The organism is Burkholderia sp. E168m15 (genome assembly GCF_016586105.1).
GTDB classification, from domain to species: domain Bacteria; phylum Pseudomonadota; class Gammaproteobacteria; order Burkholderiales; family Burkholderiaceae; genus Burkholderia; species Burkholderia orbicola.
Genome location: NZ_BCPO01000101.1, coordinates 15,479 through 31,464 on the forward strand (window position 1 = coordinate 15,479; position 15,986 = coordinate 31,464).

At 67.0% G+C, this 15,986-nt stretch carries 15 protein-coding genes; 6 read left to right on the forward strand and 9 right to left on the reverse strand.

The window, feature by feature from the left end:
- Nucleotides 1–13: 13 nt before the first annotated feature.
- The 7 genes from otnI to JMF86_RS16680 form a co-directional block, all read right to left on the reverse strand.
- Nucleotides 14–790, reverse strand: a complete 777-nt coding sequence (otnI, locus tag JMF86_RS16650) for a 2-oxo-tetronate isomerase (protein WP_011547027.1) — start codon at nt 788–790, stop codon at nt 14–16.
- Nucleotides 791–865: 75 nt separating this feature from the next.
- Nucleotides 866–2,191: an MFS transporter gene (locus tag JMF86_RS16655; RefSeq protein WP_011694833.1), complete on the reverse strand. Its 1,326-nt coding sequence runs from the start codon at nt 2,189–2,191 to the stop codon at nt 866–868.
- Between the two features lie 131 nt (nt 2,192–2,322).
- The gene (locus tag JMF86_RS16660) at nt 2,323–2,961 is read right to left on the reverse strand and encodes an aldolase (RefSeq protein ID WP_011547029.1); all 639 of its coding nucleotides are present in this window, start codon (nt 2,959–2,961) and stop codon (nt 2,323–2,325) included.
- Complete coding sequence (gene otnK, locus JMF86_RS16665) at nt 2,958–4,259, reverse strand: 3-oxo-tetronate kinase (protein ID WP_011547030.1); 1,302 nt, start codon at nt 4,257–4,259, stop codon at nt 2,958–2,960. Before otnK ends, JMF86_RS16660 begins: the two co-directional genes overlap by 4 nt.
- A gap of 19 nt (nt 4,260–4,278) precedes the next feature.
- Complete coding sequence (gene ltnD / locus JMF86_RS16670; protein WP_011547031.1) at nt 4,279–5,169, reverse strand: L-threonate dehydrogenase; 891 nt, start codon at nt 5,167–5,169, stop codon at nt 4,279–4,281.
- A gap of 58 nt (nt 5,170–5,227) precedes the next feature.
- On the reverse strand, nt 5,228–5,932 hold the full coding sequence (locus JMF86_RS16675) for a FadR/GntR family transcriptional regulator (protein WP_006480587.1): 705 nt from the start codon (nt 5,930–5,932) through the stop codon (nt 5,228–5,230).
- A 190-nt stretch (nt 5,933–6,122) separates the two neighbouring features.
- Nucleotides 6,123–7,196 carry a GlxA family transcriptional regulator gene (locus tag JMF86_RS16680; protein WP_041489669.1) on the reverse strand — a complete coding sequence of 358 codons (1,074 nt, stop codon included), beginning with the start codon at nt 7,194–7,196 and terminating at the stop codon, nt 6,123–6,125.
- A gap of 286 nt (nt 7,197–7,482) precedes the next feature.
- Between JMF86_RS16680 and JMF86_RS16685 the strand changes: the two genes are divergently transcribed.
- From JMF86_RS16685 to JMF86_RS16710, 6 genes are read left to right on the forward strand one after another with little or no spacing between them, the layout of a single operon-like run.
- Complete coding sequence (locus JMF86_RS16685; RefSeq protein WP_011694831.1) at nt 7,483–8,868, forward strand: L-serine ammonia-lyase; 1,386 nt, start codon at nt 7,483–7,485, stop codon at nt 8,866–8,868.
- 14 nt (nt 8,869–8,882) lie between these two features.
- Entirely contained in the window at nt 8,883–10,127 is a 1,245-nt protein-coding gene (locus tag JMF86_RS16690; RefSeq protein WP_006480591.1) for a sarcosine oxidase subunit beta family protein, read from the forward strand.
- Between the two features lie 21 nt (nt 10,128–10,148).
- The gene (locus JMF86_RS16695; protein WP_011547035.1) at nt 10,149–10,448 is read left to right on the forward strand and encodes a sarcosine oxidase subunit delta; all 300 of its coding nucleotides are present in this window, start codon (nt 10,149–10,151) and stop codon (nt 10,446–10,448) included.
- A complete protein-coding gene (locus JMF86_RS16700) occupies nt 10,445–13,456 on the forward strand; it encodes a sarcosine oxidase subunit alpha family protein (RefSeq protein WP_011547036.1) in 3,012 nt (1,003 codons plus the stop codon). Before JMF86_RS16695 ends, JMF86_RS16700 begins: the two co-directional genes overlap by 4 nt.
- On the forward strand, nt 13,446–14,078 hold the full coding sequence (locus JMF86_RS16705; RefSeq protein WP_011547037.1) for a sarcosine oxidase subunit gamma: 633 nt from the start codon (nt 13,446–13,448) through the stop codon (nt 14,076–14,078). Before JMF86_RS16700 ends, JMF86_RS16705 begins: the two co-directional genes overlap by 11 nt.
- Entirely contained in the window at nt 14,075–14,515 is a 441-nt protein-coding gene (locus tag JMF86_RS16710) for a dihydroneopterin aldolase (RefSeq protein WP_011547038.1), read from the forward strand. The genes JMF86_RS16705 and JMF86_RS16710 overlap by 4 nt, the downstream gene beginning before the upstream one ends.
- Before the next feature lie 100 nt (nt 14,516–14,615).
- On the opposite strand, the gene JMF86_RS16715 is transcribed toward JMF86_RS16710, so the two are convergent.
- Together JMF86_RS16715 and arr are read right to left on the reverse strand one after the other, a co-directional pair.
- Complete coding sequence (locus tag JMF86_RS16715; protein ID WP_011547039.1) at nt 14,616–15,302, reverse strand: lytic transglycosylase domain-containing protein; 687 nt, start codon at nt 15,300–15,302, stop codon at nt 14,616–14,618.
- Nucleotides 15,303–15,575: 273 nt separating this feature from the next.
- The gene (gene arr / locus JMF86_RS16720; protein WP_011547040.1) at nt 15,576–15,971 is read right to left on the reverse strand and encodes an NAD(+)--rifampin ADP-ribosyltransferase; all 396 of its coding nucleotides are present in this window, start codon (nt 15,969–15,971) and stop codon (nt 15,576–15,578) included.
- Nucleotides 15,972–15,986: the final 15 nt, after the last annotated feature.

Consider the following 15,986-nt stretch of genomic DNA (forward strand, 5'->3'; position numbering starts at 1 on the left):
GGAAATACGGGAATTACAGATATGTCTTGAGCCAGCCGAGGCCTTCCGACGTACCGGCCTTCGGCCGATACTCGCAACCGATCCAGCCGTCGTAGCCGAGCGCGTCGATCAGCGCGAACAGGTACGGGTAGTTGAGTTCGCCGACATCCGGCTCGTGGCGTTCCGGCACGCCCGCGATCTGGATATGGCCAATGCCCGCGAAATCGCGCTTGAGCTTCATCGCGAGATCGCCTTCGACGATCTGGCAGTGGTAGCAGTCGAACTGCACCTTCAGGTTCGGCGCGCCGACTTCCGCGCGGATCGCCTGCGCGTCGTCCTGGCGGCTCAGGAAGTAGCCGGGCATGTCGCGCTGGTTGATCGGCTCGATCAGGATCGTGATGCCGTGCGCGGCGGCCGCCTGCGCCGCATGACGCAGGTTCGCCAGATACGTGTCGCGATGGCGCGCGCGGTCGGCGCCCGGCGGCACCATGCCGGCCATCACGTGCAGCTTCTTGTTGCCGATCACGCGCGCATAGTCGAGCGCCAGGTCGATGCCGCGGCGGAATTCGTCCTCGCGGCCAGGCAGCGATGCGATGCCGCGTTCGCCCGCGGCCCAGTCGCCCGGCGGCGCGTTGAACAGCGCCTGTTCGAGGCCGTGCGCGTCGAGGCGCGCGCGGATGTCCTCGGCGGCGAAGTCGTACGGGAACAGGTACTCGACGGCCTTGAAGCCGTCATGGGCGGCAGCGGCGAAGCGTTCGAGAAACGCATGCTCGGTGTACATCATCGAGAGGTTGGCGGCGAAGCGTGGCATGGCGGCGGGTCCTGTGTATGAATGGGGCGGGGCGCCGTGCGCCCCGCGTCGAATGATGAATCGGCCAGCGGCGAATCAGCGGTTCACGAGTTTGGCGGGCGTGAGCCACACGGCGATCGCGCCGATCACGAGCATTGCGGCGAGCACGTACATGCCGGACGCGGTGCTGTGCGTGGCGTCCTTCAGGTAGCCGATCACGTACGGGCTCGCGAAACCGGCGAGGTTGCCGACCGAGTTGATGATCGCGATCCCGGCCGCGGCCGCGGAGCCCGCGAGGAACGCGGTCGGCAGCGACCAGAACAGCGGCGCGCAGGTCAGCACGCCGCCTGCCGCGAGCGACAGGAACACGATCGACACCGCCGTATTGTGCGAGTACGACGCGGCGACCGCAAACCCGATCGCGCCCATCAGCGCCGGCACGATCAGGTGCCAGCGGCGTTCGCGCCGCTTGTCCGCGCTGTGGCCGAACAGGTTCATCACGACGATCGCGACGACGAACGGAATCGCCGACAGCAGGCCGATCTGCAGCGTATCGGTAATGCCGGTCGATTTGACGAGCGTCGGCATCCAGAACGTGAGCCCGTACTGGCCGGTGACGAACGCGAAGTAGATCAGCGACATCCACCACATGCGCGGGTCCGAGAACACGGCCTTCAGCGAATGGCCGTGCTGCTGCTGTTCCTGCGGCTGCGCGGCGATTTCGTCCTCGAGCAGCTGCTTCTCGCGCTCGTCGAGCCACTTCGCGCCGCGGATGCTGTTGTCGAGATACAGGATCGTCGCAATGCCGATGAGCACGGCCGGCACGGCCTCGATCATGAACATCCATTGCCAGCCGTGAAAGCCCGAGCCGCCGTGGAAGCGCTCCATGATCCAGCCCGACAGCGGGTTGCCGAAGATGCCCGACACCGGAATCGCGGACATGAACACCGCGATGATCTTCGCGCGGCGATGCGACGGGAACCAGTACGTGAGGTACAGGATCACGCCCGGATAGAAGCCGGCTTCCGCGAGCCCGAGCAGAAAGCGCAGCACGTAGAACTGCGTCGGCGTCTGCACGAAGGCGAACAGCGCGGACAGCAGGCCCCACGTGATCATGATCCGCGCGATCCAGATGCGCGCGCCGAGGCGGTGCATCAGCAGGTTGCTTGGCAGTTCGAACAGAAAGTAGCCAAGGAAGAAGATGCCGGCGCCGAGTCCGAACACGGTTTCGCTGAACGCGAGATCCTGCGACATCTGCAGCTTGGCGAAGCCGACGTTCACGCGGTCGAGATATGCGACCACGTAGCAGAGCATCAGGAACGGCACGATGCGCCAGAACACTTTCTTGTAGGTGCGGTCGAGTTCGCCCGATTGGGCGGCCGCGGCGGGCGAGCGGCTTGCGGCCGCGTCGAGAGCAGTCATCGTCGTCTCCAGGACTATGGTGTGCCGGCGGCGCGTACGCCGCCGGATCGTGTGTGTGCTGACGGAAAGGCCCGCGCACACGGCGGGCATGAAAACCGGTACGGACTACTGGGCGATCAGGGCACGACGCGTTACCAGCGCGCGCCGAAGGTCTGGCGCAGTTCGTCGAGCGCCGCGTCGGTCAGCGGTTCGGGCTTCGGCTGGGTCATCAGCCACAGCCGCGCCGTTTCCTCGAGCTCCTCGAGCGCATACGACGCGTGCGATACCGACGGCCCCCACATCACGGGGCCGAGGCGATCGAGCAGCACGCCGCGCACCCGGTCGGCCAGCGCCGCGACTTCGGCCGCGACGGCCGGGTCGCCGGGGCGGCGGTAACGGATCAGCGGGATGTGGCCGACCTTCATCACGTAGTACGGCGTGATCGGCGGCAGCACGTCGGTGTCGCGCCACACGCCGGCGAGCGTCAACGCGACGAGATGCGTCGAATGCGTGTGGACGACGCCGTTCGCCTCCGCGTTGCGCGCGTAGATGCCGCGATGCAGCGCGAGCGTCTTCGACGGCTTGCCGCCCGAGACGGGTTGGCCGTCGGTGCCGACCTTCGCGATGTCGTTCGGGTCGAGCCGGCCGAGGCACGCGTCGGTCGGCGTGATCAGCCAGCCGTCATGCAGGCGCGCGCTGATGTTGCCGGCGCTGCCGACCGCATGGCCGCGCGCATACAGGCTCGCGCCGACGACGCAGATCTCTTCGCGCAGTTTCGCTTCGTCGCTCATCGTGCGGCTCCGTCCAGCGCGCGCAGCGCCTTGTCGAAAAAGTCCGTGGTGCCGAAGTTGCCGGATTTCAGCGCGAGGCCGAGCGGCTGCGCGTCGATGGTGGCCGTGGCCGGCACGCCCGGATCGATCTGCGCGCCGATCTGCAGCGACTTCACGTCGAGCGCCTGCACGACTGCGCCGGACGTCTCGCCGCCGGCGACGACGAACTTGCGCACGCCGAGTTCGCGCAGCCCGCGGGCGATCGCCGCGAGCGTGCTTTCGACGAGATGGCCGGCCGCGTCGACGCCGAGCGCCTGCTGCACGGCCTTCACTTCGTCGGGCGTGGCGGTCGCATAGATCAGGACGGGCTGGGGCAGGTGCGAGCGCGCAAACGCGAGCGCCTGATCGACGACGGGCTCGCCGCGCGAGGCCGCGAGCGGATCGATACGGAAACTCGGACGCGTCGCGCGCCATGCGGCGACCTGCGCGTTGGTGGCTTTCGACGCGCTGCCGGCGAGCACGGCCGACAGGCCGTCGATGCGCGGCAGCGACGCCGCGTTGTCGCGCTCGGGCAACTGCTCCGCGCGGCGGAAATTCGCCGGCAGGCCGAGCGCGATGCCCGAGCCGCCGGTGACGAGCGGCAGGCCCGCGCACGCTTCGCCGAGCACGTACAGATCGCGGTCCGACAGCGCGTCGGCGATTGCGAAACGGGCGCCTTCCGCGCGCAGCTGGTCGATCCGCGCGCGCACGGCCGCCGCGCCGAGCGCGATCGTGTCGTAGCGGATCAGGCCGACCGGCGACTTCGTCTGCCGTTGCAGCACGCGCATGAGGTTCGCGTCCTTCATCGGCGTGAGCGGATGATTTTCCATCCCCGATTCGTTCAGCAGCACGTCGCCGACGAACAGGTGGCCGCGGTAGATCGTGCGGCCGTTCTCGGGAAACGCCGGGCACGCGATCGTGAAGTCGCCGCCGGCCGCATCGAGCAGCGCGTCGGCCACCGGCCCGATGTTGCCCGCGTCGGTCGAGTCGAACGTCGAGCAGTACTTGAAGAAGAACTGGCGGCACCCTTGCGCGCGCAACCATGCGTACGCGGCGAGCGATTGCGCGACGGCGTCGGCGGCGGGGATCGTGCGCGACTTCAGCGCGACGACGATCGCGTCGGCGTCGACGATCGTGTCGGCAGCGGCGCCGTCGGCGGGCACGCCGATCGTCTGCACGGTGCGCATGCCGCTCTTGACGAGCATGTTCGCGAGGTCGGTCGCGCCGGTGAAATCGTCGGCGATGCAGCCGAGCAGGGGACGGGAAGCGGAAGCGGTCATGGCGGGAACGTCGTTCGAATCAGCGGGCGGGCGGCAGCGTGATGCCGGGGAAAGTCTTGATCACGGCGGAATCGTCCTCGCCGCCGTGGCCGGCGCTCGATGCGCTCATGAACATCTGGTGCGCGGTGGCCGACAGCGGCAGCGGGAATTTGCTGCGGCGCGCGGTATCGAGCACGAGGCCGAGATCCTTCACGAAGATGTCGACGGCCGATAGCGGCGTGTAGTCGCCGTTCAGGATGTGCGGCACACGGTTCTCGAACATCCACGAATTGCCCGCGCTGTGCGTGATCACGTCGTACAGCGCATCGGCATCGACGCCCTCGCGCAGGCCGAGCGCCATCGCTTCGGCGGCCGCCGCGATATGCACGCCGGCCAGCAGCTGGTTGATGATCTTCACCTTCGAGCCGATGCCGTGCGCGTCGCCGAGGCGGTACACCTTGCCCGCGATCGCGGCGAGCACGTCCTCGCAGCCCGCATACGCGGCGGCCGGGCCCGACGTCATCATCGTCATCTCGCCGGAGGCCGCGCGCGCGGCGCCGCCCGACACCGGCGCGTCGAGCATCTGCAGGCCGGCCGCTTCGATGCGTGCGCCGAGCGCGACCGCGAATTCGGGCGCGACGGTCGCGCTTGCGATCACGACGCCGCCCGGCTGCATCGCCGCGACCGCGCCGTGTTCACCGAACAGCACCGTTTCCGTTTGCGCGGCATTGACGACGAGCGTGACGACGACGTCGCATTGCGCGCCGAGTTCGGCTGGCGTCGCGCACGCGATGCCGCCTTCGGCGGCGAACGCCTGCAGCACGGTGTCGCGCACGTCGCATGCGTGCACGCGCAGACCGGCGCGCAGCAGCGAGCGTGCGACGCCGAGGCCCATCGCGCCGAGGCCGATGACTCCAATATTTCGTGACATGGTCAACCTTGATCGATTCGAGAGAGGTTCTGGACAACGGCGGCGGGCGCCGCCGGCTTCAGCAGATGCCGGCTTCCGCTAGACGGCGGGCGGCGTTGTACATGTGCGTGCGCGCCGCGTTGCGGGCGGCCATCGGGTCGCGTGCGCGGATCGCGTCGGCGATCGCCGCGTGCTCCTCGCGCACCTGCCGCGAGAAATCCTCGCGCGTCGCTTCGTTGCTGCGTGTGACCTTCACGCCGGCTTCGAGGTACTGGTTCAGGAACTGCAGCGTCTTCAGGAAATACGGGTTGCCGGTGACGGCCGCGATCGTGCGGTGGAACGCGACGTCTTCCGCGACGCCGTCGCGCCCTTCGGCCACCGCTGCGTCGATCTTGCGCAGCGCGTCGTCGATGTCGGCCATGTCGTCGGCGGTGTGGTGCAGCGCGGCCTCGGCCGCGACTTCGGCCTCGATCGCGCGGCGCACCGCGAGCAGGTGCGGCAGCGAGCTCGCCTCGACGGCTTCCGCGTAGTCGATCCGCAGCGGCCGGATCGCACCGTGCTGGTTCACGAATACGCCGCTGCCCTGGCGCGGCTCGACCACGCCCTCGTTCTTCAGCCGCGAGATCGCCTCGCGGATCACGGTGCGGCTCACGCCGAATTCCTGCGCGAGCACGGCTTCGGTCGGCAGCTTGCCGGTGGCCGAGAAGCTGCCCACTTCGATCTGCTTGAGCAGTTGCTGCGCGACATGGTCGCTCATCGCGCGGGCGGGAATTTTCTCGAACATGATGCTCAGATTTGTAAGGTGATGTGGTCATCATACAAATTTGAGCGTGCATCAGCATCCGGGATAACCCTCGTTTACGGAAGTCAATGTCGGCTAAGTTGATTGGAACCGGTTCCAAAAGATTCGAAACCGATGCGAACGTGCGCCGTTCCTGCGGTTGGCCAAGAAAGGGGCGAGTGCCCTGGGGGCGTCAGTCGGCGATGTCCTCGACCGGGTCGGCCGACGCATCGAGCGCCGCATCGACTTCGGCCACGTCGCCGCCGCGCTCGCGATACGTCGCCGGCGGCACGCCGAACTGCTTGCGGAATTCGCGCCCGAGGTGCGACGCATCGGCGAATCCGCAACTCGACGCGATATCGGCGACCGTGCGGTCCGAACTCGTCAGCAGCCACGCGGCCGTGCGCAGCCGCACCTGTTTCGCGAAGGCCTGCGGACTCTTGCCGGTTTCCGCCTTGAACAGCCGCTCGAGCTGCCGTGTCGACAGGTCGAGCTTGCACGCCAGTTCCTCGAGCGGCAGCGCACGCCCGACGTGCTGTTCCATCAGAAGAATCGCGCGCTTGACCTTCGGATGCGTAGCCGGCTCGAGGCCCGGCGGATGCGGCTGCGGCGCGTTGCCTTTCTGCATCTCGCCGACCAGCAGGATGCGCAGCGCCTTCTGCACGGTCGCATGATCGAAATGGCGCAGCAGGATCGCGGCGGCGACGTCGATCGACGCGCGGCCGCCCGAGCACGTGATCCGGCGCCGGTCGATCACGAACAGCCGGTCGGCGATCAGCAGGTCGGGATCGGCCGACGGAAAGCGCTCGATGAAATCCCAGTAATGAAACCAGCTCACGCAGGTGCGGTAGCCGTCGAGTACGCCGGCGCGCATCAGCGTGAACACGCCGGTGCAGATGCCGACCACCGTCGCGCCGCCCGCCGCCGCGCGGCGGATGAAGTCGAGTGTTTCAGGGCCGGCCTGCGGCCCCGAATGCAGCAGCCCGCCGACTACCACCACATAGTCGAACGGCTCGGCCGCGTCGAACGTCTCCCACGGCGTGATCTGGATCCCGCAACTCGCGCGCACCGGCGCGAGCGTCTCGCCGATCACGCTCCATGCGCAGCGCACCGGCTTGCTGTAGTCGCCGTCGTCGGCCGACAGCCGCAGCATGTCGACGAAGCCGGAGAAGGCCGTCAGCGTGAAGTTCGGCAGCAGCACGATGCCGAAGCGGATGCGCCGCGGCGCGGGTTCTGCGAGGGGGGAAGCGGGTACGTCGGGGGTCATCGCGGCCAATCTCTTCACGCCGGGCAGGCGGTCTCACTCGTTTCACTCGGTTTGCGGGTTGCAGCGGCCGGAGGCGGCGCGGATGCAGCCAGCGTCGCCGATCGGCCGTGGCCGGACTTGTGGTTTTCCGTCGCGAACCATCGCCAAAACGCACTTTCGGGCCGGCCGGCGCGGCGCTTGGCGGCGCTATCCCACGCCGATGCCGTTTTTGTTCTATCGGCCGATTTTACGCTTTGATGTACTGGGGCCCAACGACATTTCACGCATGCAACCCAAAGGAAGCCAGATGAACGTCAGCGCGTTCGACCTGTTCAAGATCGGCATCGGCCCGTCCAGTTCGCATACGGTCGGCCCGATGATCGCCGCGTGCCGCTTCGCGTCGCACGTGGAGGACGCGAACCTGCTCGGCTTCGTGCGCCGCGTGCGGGTCGAGCTGTACGGCTCGCTCGGCGCGACCGGCAAGGGCCACGGCACCGACAAGGCGGTGCTGCTCGGCCTCGAGGGCCACCTGCCCGACACGATCGATCCGGACCTGATCGAGCCGCGGCTCGCCGCGATTCGCGCGGAGAAGTCGCTGTCGCTGCTCGGCAAGCAGACGGTGCGCTTCGACGAGAAGGAACACATCGGCTTCTATCGCAAGCTGATGAGCGGCACGAGCATCGTGCATCCGAACGGGATGCGCTTCCAGGCATTCGACGAACACGGCCAACTGCTCGTCGAGAAAGAGTATTACTCGGTCGGCGGCGGTTTCGTCGTGAACCGCGACGGCGATCGCGTGAACGGCGTGCGCGCGGCGGTCGAGGTGCCGTATCCGTTCCGCACCGGCGACGACCTGATGCGCCAGTGCCGCGAACACGGGCTGTCGATCGCCGAACTGATGCTGCGCAACGAATGCGCGCTGCGCCCCGCCGACGAAGTGCGCGCCGGGCTGCTCGCGATCTGGCGCACGATGGCCGCCTGCGTCGAGCGCGGCTGCAAGGTCGAGGGCGACCTGCCGGGGCCGATGCGCGTGAAGCGCCGCGCGGCCGAGCTGAACGGCCGCCTGCGTTCGCGTTCGGAAGAGTCGCTGCGCGACCCGCTGTCGATGCTCGACTGGGTCAACCTGTATGCGATGGCCGTCAACGAAGAGAACGCGGCCGGCGGCCGGGTCGTCACCGCGCCCACCAACGGCGCGGCCGGCGTGATTCCCGCGGTGCTGCACTACTACGTGAAGTTCGTGCCGGGCTCGAACGAAGCCGGCATCGTCGAATTCCTGCTGACGGCCGCGGCGATCGGGATCATCTACAAGGAAACCGCGTCGATCTCCGGCGCGGAAGTCGGCTGCCAGGGCGAAGTGGGCGTCGCGTGCTCGATGGCCGCGGCCGCGCTCGCCGCCGTGATGGGCGGCACGCCGGACCAGGTCGAGAACGCGGCCGAGATCGGCATGGAGCACAACCTCGGGATGACCTGCGACCCGGTCGGCGGGCTCGTGCAGATCCCGTGCATCGAGCGCAACGCGATGGGCGCGATCAAGGCGCTGAACGCGTCGCGCATGGCGCTCAAGGGCAACGGCCAGCACTACGTATCGCTCGATTCCGTGATCAAGACGATGCGCGAAACCGGCGCCGACATGAAGACGAAATACAAGGAAACGTCGCGCGGCGGTCTCGCCGTGAACGTCATCGAATGCTAACGAAGGATCCAAACATGAGCCGCTACTCGATATTCAGCCTGTTCCGCAACGGCCTCTCGTATCACGAGAACTGGGAAAAGCAGTGGAAGAGCCCGGAGCCGAAGAAGGAATACGACGTCGTGATCGTCGGCGGCGGCGGCCACGGCCTCGCGACCGCGTACTACCTCGCGAAGGAGCACGGGATCACGAACGTCGCGATCCTCGAGAAGGGCTGGATCGGCGGCGGCAACACCGCGCGCAACACGACGATCGTGCGCTCGAACTACCTGTGGGACGAATCGGCCGCGCTGTACGAGAAGGCGATGAAGCTGTGGGAAGGGCTGTCGCAGGATCTGAACTACAACGTGATGTTCAGCCAGCGCGGCGTGATGAACCTCGCGCACACGCTGCAGGACGTGCGTGACACCGAGCGTCGCGTGAACGCGAACCGCCTGAACGGTGTCGACGCCGAATTCCTGACGCCCGCGCAGATCAAGGAAATCGAGCCGACGATCAACCTGAACAGCCGCTACCCGGTGCTCGGCGCATCGATCCAGCGCCGTGCGGGCGTCGCGCGCCACGACGCGGTGGCCTGGGGCTTCGCACGCGGCGCGGATCGCGCCGGCGTCGACATCATCCAGAACTGCCAGGTGACGGGCATTCGCCGCGAAGGCGGCGCGGTGGTCGGCGTCGATACGGTGAAGGGTTTCATCAAGGCGAAGAAGGTCGCGGTGGTGGCCGCCGGCAACACGACCACGCTCGCCGACATGGCCGGCGTGCGTCTGCCGATCGAAAGCCATCCGCTGCAGGCGCTGGTGTCCGAGCCGATCAAGCCGGTCGTCAACTCGGTGATCATGTCGAACGCGGTGCACGCGTACATCAGCCAGTCCGACAAGGGCGACCTCGTGATCGGCGCCGGTATCGACCAGTACACGGGCTTTGGCCAGCGCGGCAGCTTCCACATCATCGAAAGCACGCTGCAGGCGATCGTCGAGATGTTCCCGGTGTTCTCGCGCGTGCGGATGAACCGCCAGTGGGGCGGCATCGTCGATGTGTCGCCGGACGCGTGCCCGATCATCACCAAGACCGACGTGAAGGGCCTGTATTTCAACTGCGGCTGGGGCACCGGTGGCTTCAAGGCGACGCCAGGCTCGGGCTGGGTGTTCGCGCACACGATCGCACGCGACGAACCGCATCCGCTGAACGCACCGTTCGCACTCGACCGCTTCTACACGGGCCACCTGATCGACGAGCACGGCGCCGCCGCCGTCGCGCACTAACCGCACTGAGGAGAAAGAAACATGTTGCTGATCGAATGTCCGTGGTGCGGGCCGCGCGCCGAATCCGAGTTCACGTGCGGCGGTGAGGCCGACATCGTGCGCCCGGTGGCGAACGAGACCATGACCGACCGCGAATGGGGCGAATACGTGTTCATGCGCGAGAACAAGCGCGGGCTGCACAAGGAGCAATGGCTGCACACGCAGGGCTGCCGCCGCTGGTTCAAGGTGACGCGCGATACGGTCACCTACGATATCAAGGGCTACGAAAAGTTCGGCGGAGCATCTGCCGGCAACGCACACGAAGAGGGCACGAGCAAATGAGCCAGAAAGACCGCCTCGGCACCGGTGGCCGCATCAATCGCGCGATTCCGCTGACGTTCACGTTCAACGGCCGCACGTACCAGGGCTTCCAGGGCGACACGCTCGCGTCCGCGCTGCTCGCGAACGGCGTGCATTTCGTCGCGCGCAGCTTCAAGTACCACCGTCCGCGCGGGATCGTGACGGCGGATGTGGCGGAACCGAATGCCGTCGTGCAGCTCGAAACCGGCCCGTACACGGTGCCGAACGCGCGCGCGACCGAGATCGAGCTGTATCAGGGGCTTGTCGCGACGAGCGTGAACGCCGAGCCGACGCTCGAGAACGACAAGTACGCGATCAACCAGAAGCTCTCGCGCTTCATGCCGGCCGGGTTCTACTACAAGACCTTCATGTGGCCGCGCAACATGTGGCCGAAGTACGAAGAGAAGATCCGTGAAGCGGCCGGCCTCGGCAAGGCGCCCGAAGTGCTCGACGCCGATCGCTACGACAAGTGCTACGCGCACTGCGACGTGCTCGTGGTCGGCGGTGGCCCGTCGGGCCTCGCCGCCGCGCATGCGGCAGCGACGGCCGGCGCGCGCGTGATCCTCGTCGACGACCAGCGCGAACTCGGCGGCAGCCTGCTGTCGTGCCGCGCGGAGATCGACGCGAAGCCCGCGTTGCAGTGGGTCGAGAAGATCGAAGCTGAACTGCGCAAGCTGCCCGACGTGACGATCCTGTCGCGCAGCACCGCGTTCGGCTACCAGGACCACAACCTCGTGACGGTCACGCAGCGCCTGACCGATCACCTGCCGGTGTCGATGCGCAAGGGCACGCGCGAACTGCTGTGGAAGGTCCGTGCGAAGCGCGTGATCCTCGCGACCGGCGCGCACGAACGGCCGATCGTGTTCGGCAACAACGACCTGCCGGGCGTGATGCTGGCGGGCGCGGTGTCCACCTACGTGCATCGCTTCGGCGTGCTGCCGGGCCGCAACGTGGTCGTGTTCACGAACAACGATCGTGCATACCAGACCGCGCTCGACCTGAAGGCGTGCGGCGCGAAGGTGACGGTCGTCGATTCCCGCGCATCGTCGAACGGCGCGCTGCCGGCCGCTGCGAAGCGGCAGGGCGTGACGGTGATGAGCGGTGCGGTCGTCACGGCCGCTTCGGGCAAGTGGCGCGTATCGTCGGTCGACGTCGCGTCCTACTCGAACGGCCAGACCGGCGGCAAGCTGCAGACGCTGCCGTGCGACCTCGTCGCGATGTCGGGCGGCTTCAGCCCGGTGCTGCACCTGTTCGCGCAGTCGGGCGGCAAGGCGTGCTGGAACGACGAGAAGGCGTGTTTCCTGCCGGGCAAGCCGGTGCAGGCGGAAGCGAGCATCGGTGCGGCGGCCGGCGAATTCGGGCTGGCTCGTGCGCTGCGGCTCGCGGTCGATGCGGGCGTGGAAGCGGCGAAGGCCGCGGGCTTCACGGCCGCGCAGCGTCCGGCCGCACCGCAGGTCGCCGAAGCCGTCGAAGGTGCGCTGCAGCCATTGTGGCTCGTCGGCAGCCGCGAGGCCGCGGCACGTGGACCGAAGCAGTTCGTCGATTTCCAGAACGACGTCGCGGCGGCCGACATCCTGCTCGCCGCGCGTGAAGGCTTCGAGTCGGTCGAGCACGTGAAGCGCTACACGGCGATGGGTTTCGGCACCGACCAGGGCAAGCTCGGCAACATCAACGGGATGGCGATCCTCGCGGGCGCGCTCGGCAAGACGATTCCGGAAACGGGCACGACGACGTTCCGCCCGAACTACACGCCCGTGTCGTTCGGCACGTTCGCGGGCCGCGAGACGGGCGACTTCCTCGACCCGATCCGCAAGACGGCCGTGCACGAATGGCACGTCGAGCACGGCGCGATGTTCGAGGACGTCGGCAACTGGAAGCGGCCGTGGTACTTCCCGAAGAACGGCGAGGATCTGCATGCGGCCGTGAAGCGCGAATGCCTCGCGGTGCGCAACGGCGTCGGCATTCTCGACGCGTCGACGCTCGGCAAGATCGACATCCAGGGCCCGGACGCGGTGAAGCTGCTGAACTGGATGTACACGAACCCGTGGAACAAGCTCGAAGTGGGCAAGTGCCGCTACGGGCTGATGCTCGACGAAAACGGGATGGTGTTCGACGACGGCGTGACCGTGCGCCTCGCCGACCAGCATTTCATGATGACGACCACCACCGGCGGCGCGGCGCGCGTGCTGACGTGGCTCGAGCGCTGGCTGCAGACCGAATGGCCCGACATGAAGGTGCGGCTCGCGTCCGTCACCGATCACTGGGCGACGTTCGCGGTGGTCGGCCCGAAGAGCCGCAAGGTCGTGCAGAAGGTGTGCCAGGACATCGACTTCGGCAATGAAGCGTTCCCGTTCATGAGCTACCGCAACGGCACGGTTGCCGGCGCGAAGGCGCGCGTGATGCGGATCAGCTTCTCGGGCGAGCTGGCCTACGAAGTGAACGTGCCGGCGAATGCGGGCCGCGCGGTGTGGGAAGCGCTGATGGCGGCCGGCGCCGAGTTCGACATCACGCCGTACGGCACCGAGACGATGCACGTGCTGCGCGCGGAGAAGGGCTACATCATCGTCGGCCAGGACACCGACGGCTCGATCACGCCGTTCGATCTCGGGATGGGCGGCGTCGTCGCGAAGTCGAAGGACTTTCTCGGCAAGCGTTCGCTGTCGCGTTCGGATACCGCGAAGGAAGGCCGCAAGCAGTTCGTCGGCCTGCTGACCGAAGACGAACAGTTCGTGCTGCCGGAAGGCGCGCAGATCATCGCGAAGGACACGCAGGTGTCGGCCACCGATCCGACGCCGATGATCGGCCACGTGACGTCGAGCTACTACAGCCCGATCCTGAAGCGCTCGATCGCGCTCGCGGTGGTGAAGGGCGGCCTGAACAAGATGGGCGAGAGCGTCGTGATTCCGCTGGCCAACGGCCGGCGCATCACCGCGAAGATCTCCAGCCCGGTTTTCTACGATACCGAAGGGGTGCGTCAGCATGTGGAATGAAACGAGAAACCAGACGCAGGTGGCGGGTGCGGGCGGCGTGACGCTTGAATCGCCGTTCGTCGGCGCGGCCGACGTGCTGAAGGCGCACCAGGCGCGCGCGTCGAAGAAGTTCACGCTGCGCGAGCGGCCGTTCCTCGATCTCGTCAACGTGCGCGGCGAGTTGAGCGATTCGGCCTTCGTCGCCGCGTTCGAGCGCGTGGTCGGCTGCTTGCCGCCCGCGGCGCCGAACACGGTGGCGCGCGGCGCCGAATACGACGTGCTGTGGCTCGGCCCCGACGAATGGCTCGTGCGGTCGAACGGGCCGGTCCAGGCCGGCGTGCTCGAAGCGAAGCTGGCCGAGGCCGTGCAGGGCTCGTATGCGGCGGCCGTCGACGTCGGCAGCGGCTACACGGTGGTCGAGATCAGCGGCGAACGCGTGCGCGACGTGATCGCGCGCGGCTGCCCGCTCGATCTGCATCCGCGCGTGTTCAAGCCGGGCCAGTGCGCGCAGTCGCACTACTTCAAGTCGCCGATCACGCTGATCCCGACCGGCGACGACACGTTCGAGATCGTCCTGCGTCGCAGCTTCGCCGATTATTTCGTGCGCATCATGCTCGACGCCGCGGCGCCGCTCGTCTCATGAAGCCGTTCGACGAACCGTTCGTGGCGATCGACGCGCCGCGCCTGCGCGGGCGCGGCTGGAGCGTGTTCGTCGACGAACTGAAGGTGCCCGCGCGGATCGGCATTCATGCGCACGAGCATGAAGCGCCGCAGCCGGTCGTGATCGACGCGCGGCTCGAGTATCGGTGCGAGCCGAGCGAGCAGGGCGAGTGGATCGACTACGACGGGTACTGCGCACGCGTGGCGTCGTTTCTGGCGCACAAGCCGCATACGCGGCTGCTGGAAACGCTCGTCGCCGATCTCGCGGTGCTGTCGTTCCGCGAATGGCCGGCGCTGGAATCGCTGACGCTGTCGATGTACAAGCCGAAGATCCGGCCGGGGACGAAGCGCGTCGGCGTGTCGCTCGACTGGACGCGCGGAGATTACCTGCGGTGGACGGGGGCGGCGGGGCAGCTTTGATCAAAGGGGGCTGGATCAAGGCACGAGGGAGGTGATCCGGCGATTCCATGGGGCGGCGGCGCGAATGCGCCGCCGTACTCGTTTACGTTCCTGCATGCACTTACTTCGTGTTGCGGTTCGCGGCCGGCGCCGGTGACGGATCGCTGACCGGCACCATGTGCGCCTTCGCGTTGTTCGCGTCGTTCGCGGTATTCGCGCTTTTCGCGTCGTCCTCGGGTTCGAGCACGAACCGGAACGAATCGACCCGCTGCATCACTTTCGCCGCATACGCACTCGATCCGCCGCTGTAGCTCTTCAGCCCGGCCTGCACGTTGCCGCCGGCCGCCTTCACGTAGCCCGACAGAATGCGCGAGCCGACTTCGACGTTCGCATTCGGCTCCGTCAAATCCTTCACGTTGCGCAGCATGCCGCGGTGCGCGGACGGCACGACCTGCATCAACCCGGTCGCGCCATGCTGGCCGCGTGCCTTTTCCTGGAAGCGCGATTCGATCGAAATAATCGCGTAAACGAGTGCCGGCGGCAGCGAATATTTCGTCGCAGTGACGCTCACGATATCGGCGAGCTTCGCGGCGCGTTCCTTCGCGACGCCGAATTTCTTCGTCAGGTAGGACGTGATGCGGCGGTTTGCTTCGTTAGGCTGATCGTTGGCGAGCGGTGCGGATGCATCGCCTGGCGCGGATGCGGCTGCTTCGGGCGCAGAGGCAGGCAAGGCGGGCGCCTGCTGCGCCGCGGCGTGCTGCGCAATGCCGAGCGAAAGCACGATCAGCCAGAAGAACCGTCGTCGCATGGTGGAGTGCGGGGAAATGGGAGGCGCATAGTATATCGACCAATCGCGGTGGGTGGTCGAGGGCGGGTTCGAATGAAAGCGACGTGTAGGCTTGTCACATTCGCGATGATCGACGCGCCGATCGTTGCGCGGACACGCATCGGAGTCCGGATGAACCGGGCGCTTCCGTCCTTTCCTGCGATTCGCCCGCGGTATCGCGGAAATGTCGTCGGCTCGCGTGTCCCATTCCGGCGGCAGTTCGGGCCCGATTTGCGAATCGGCGCGAACGAAACGCTAGTTGATGATCTCGCCGATACCGGTTTCGATGCGGATTCTGAGTTGCTGGATGAACTCCGGATCGTACGGTTCCCAGCGATCGAGTTCGCCGACGATCTTCAAAGGCGATGTGCTTCGATACGATCGCGTCGGATTGCCGGGGAATTTCTTGTCCGTGACGTTCGGGTCGTTTTCGAATTCGCCAGTGGGCTCGACGATGTAGACCCGCGGCCGACCATCGCCTTTGGCCATTTCCGCAGCCAGGCCGGCGCCTTTGGGCAGGGCCGTGAAATAAATGTGATTCATCACGACGTCATGCCGGTAATTCGATCGGAAGCCTGCCGTCAGCAAGTCGCCGATCCGCAAATCCGCTTTCGTGCCATGAAAAAACGGGCCGGTGTCGAGCACAGCCATGGTTGCTCCTTCGAA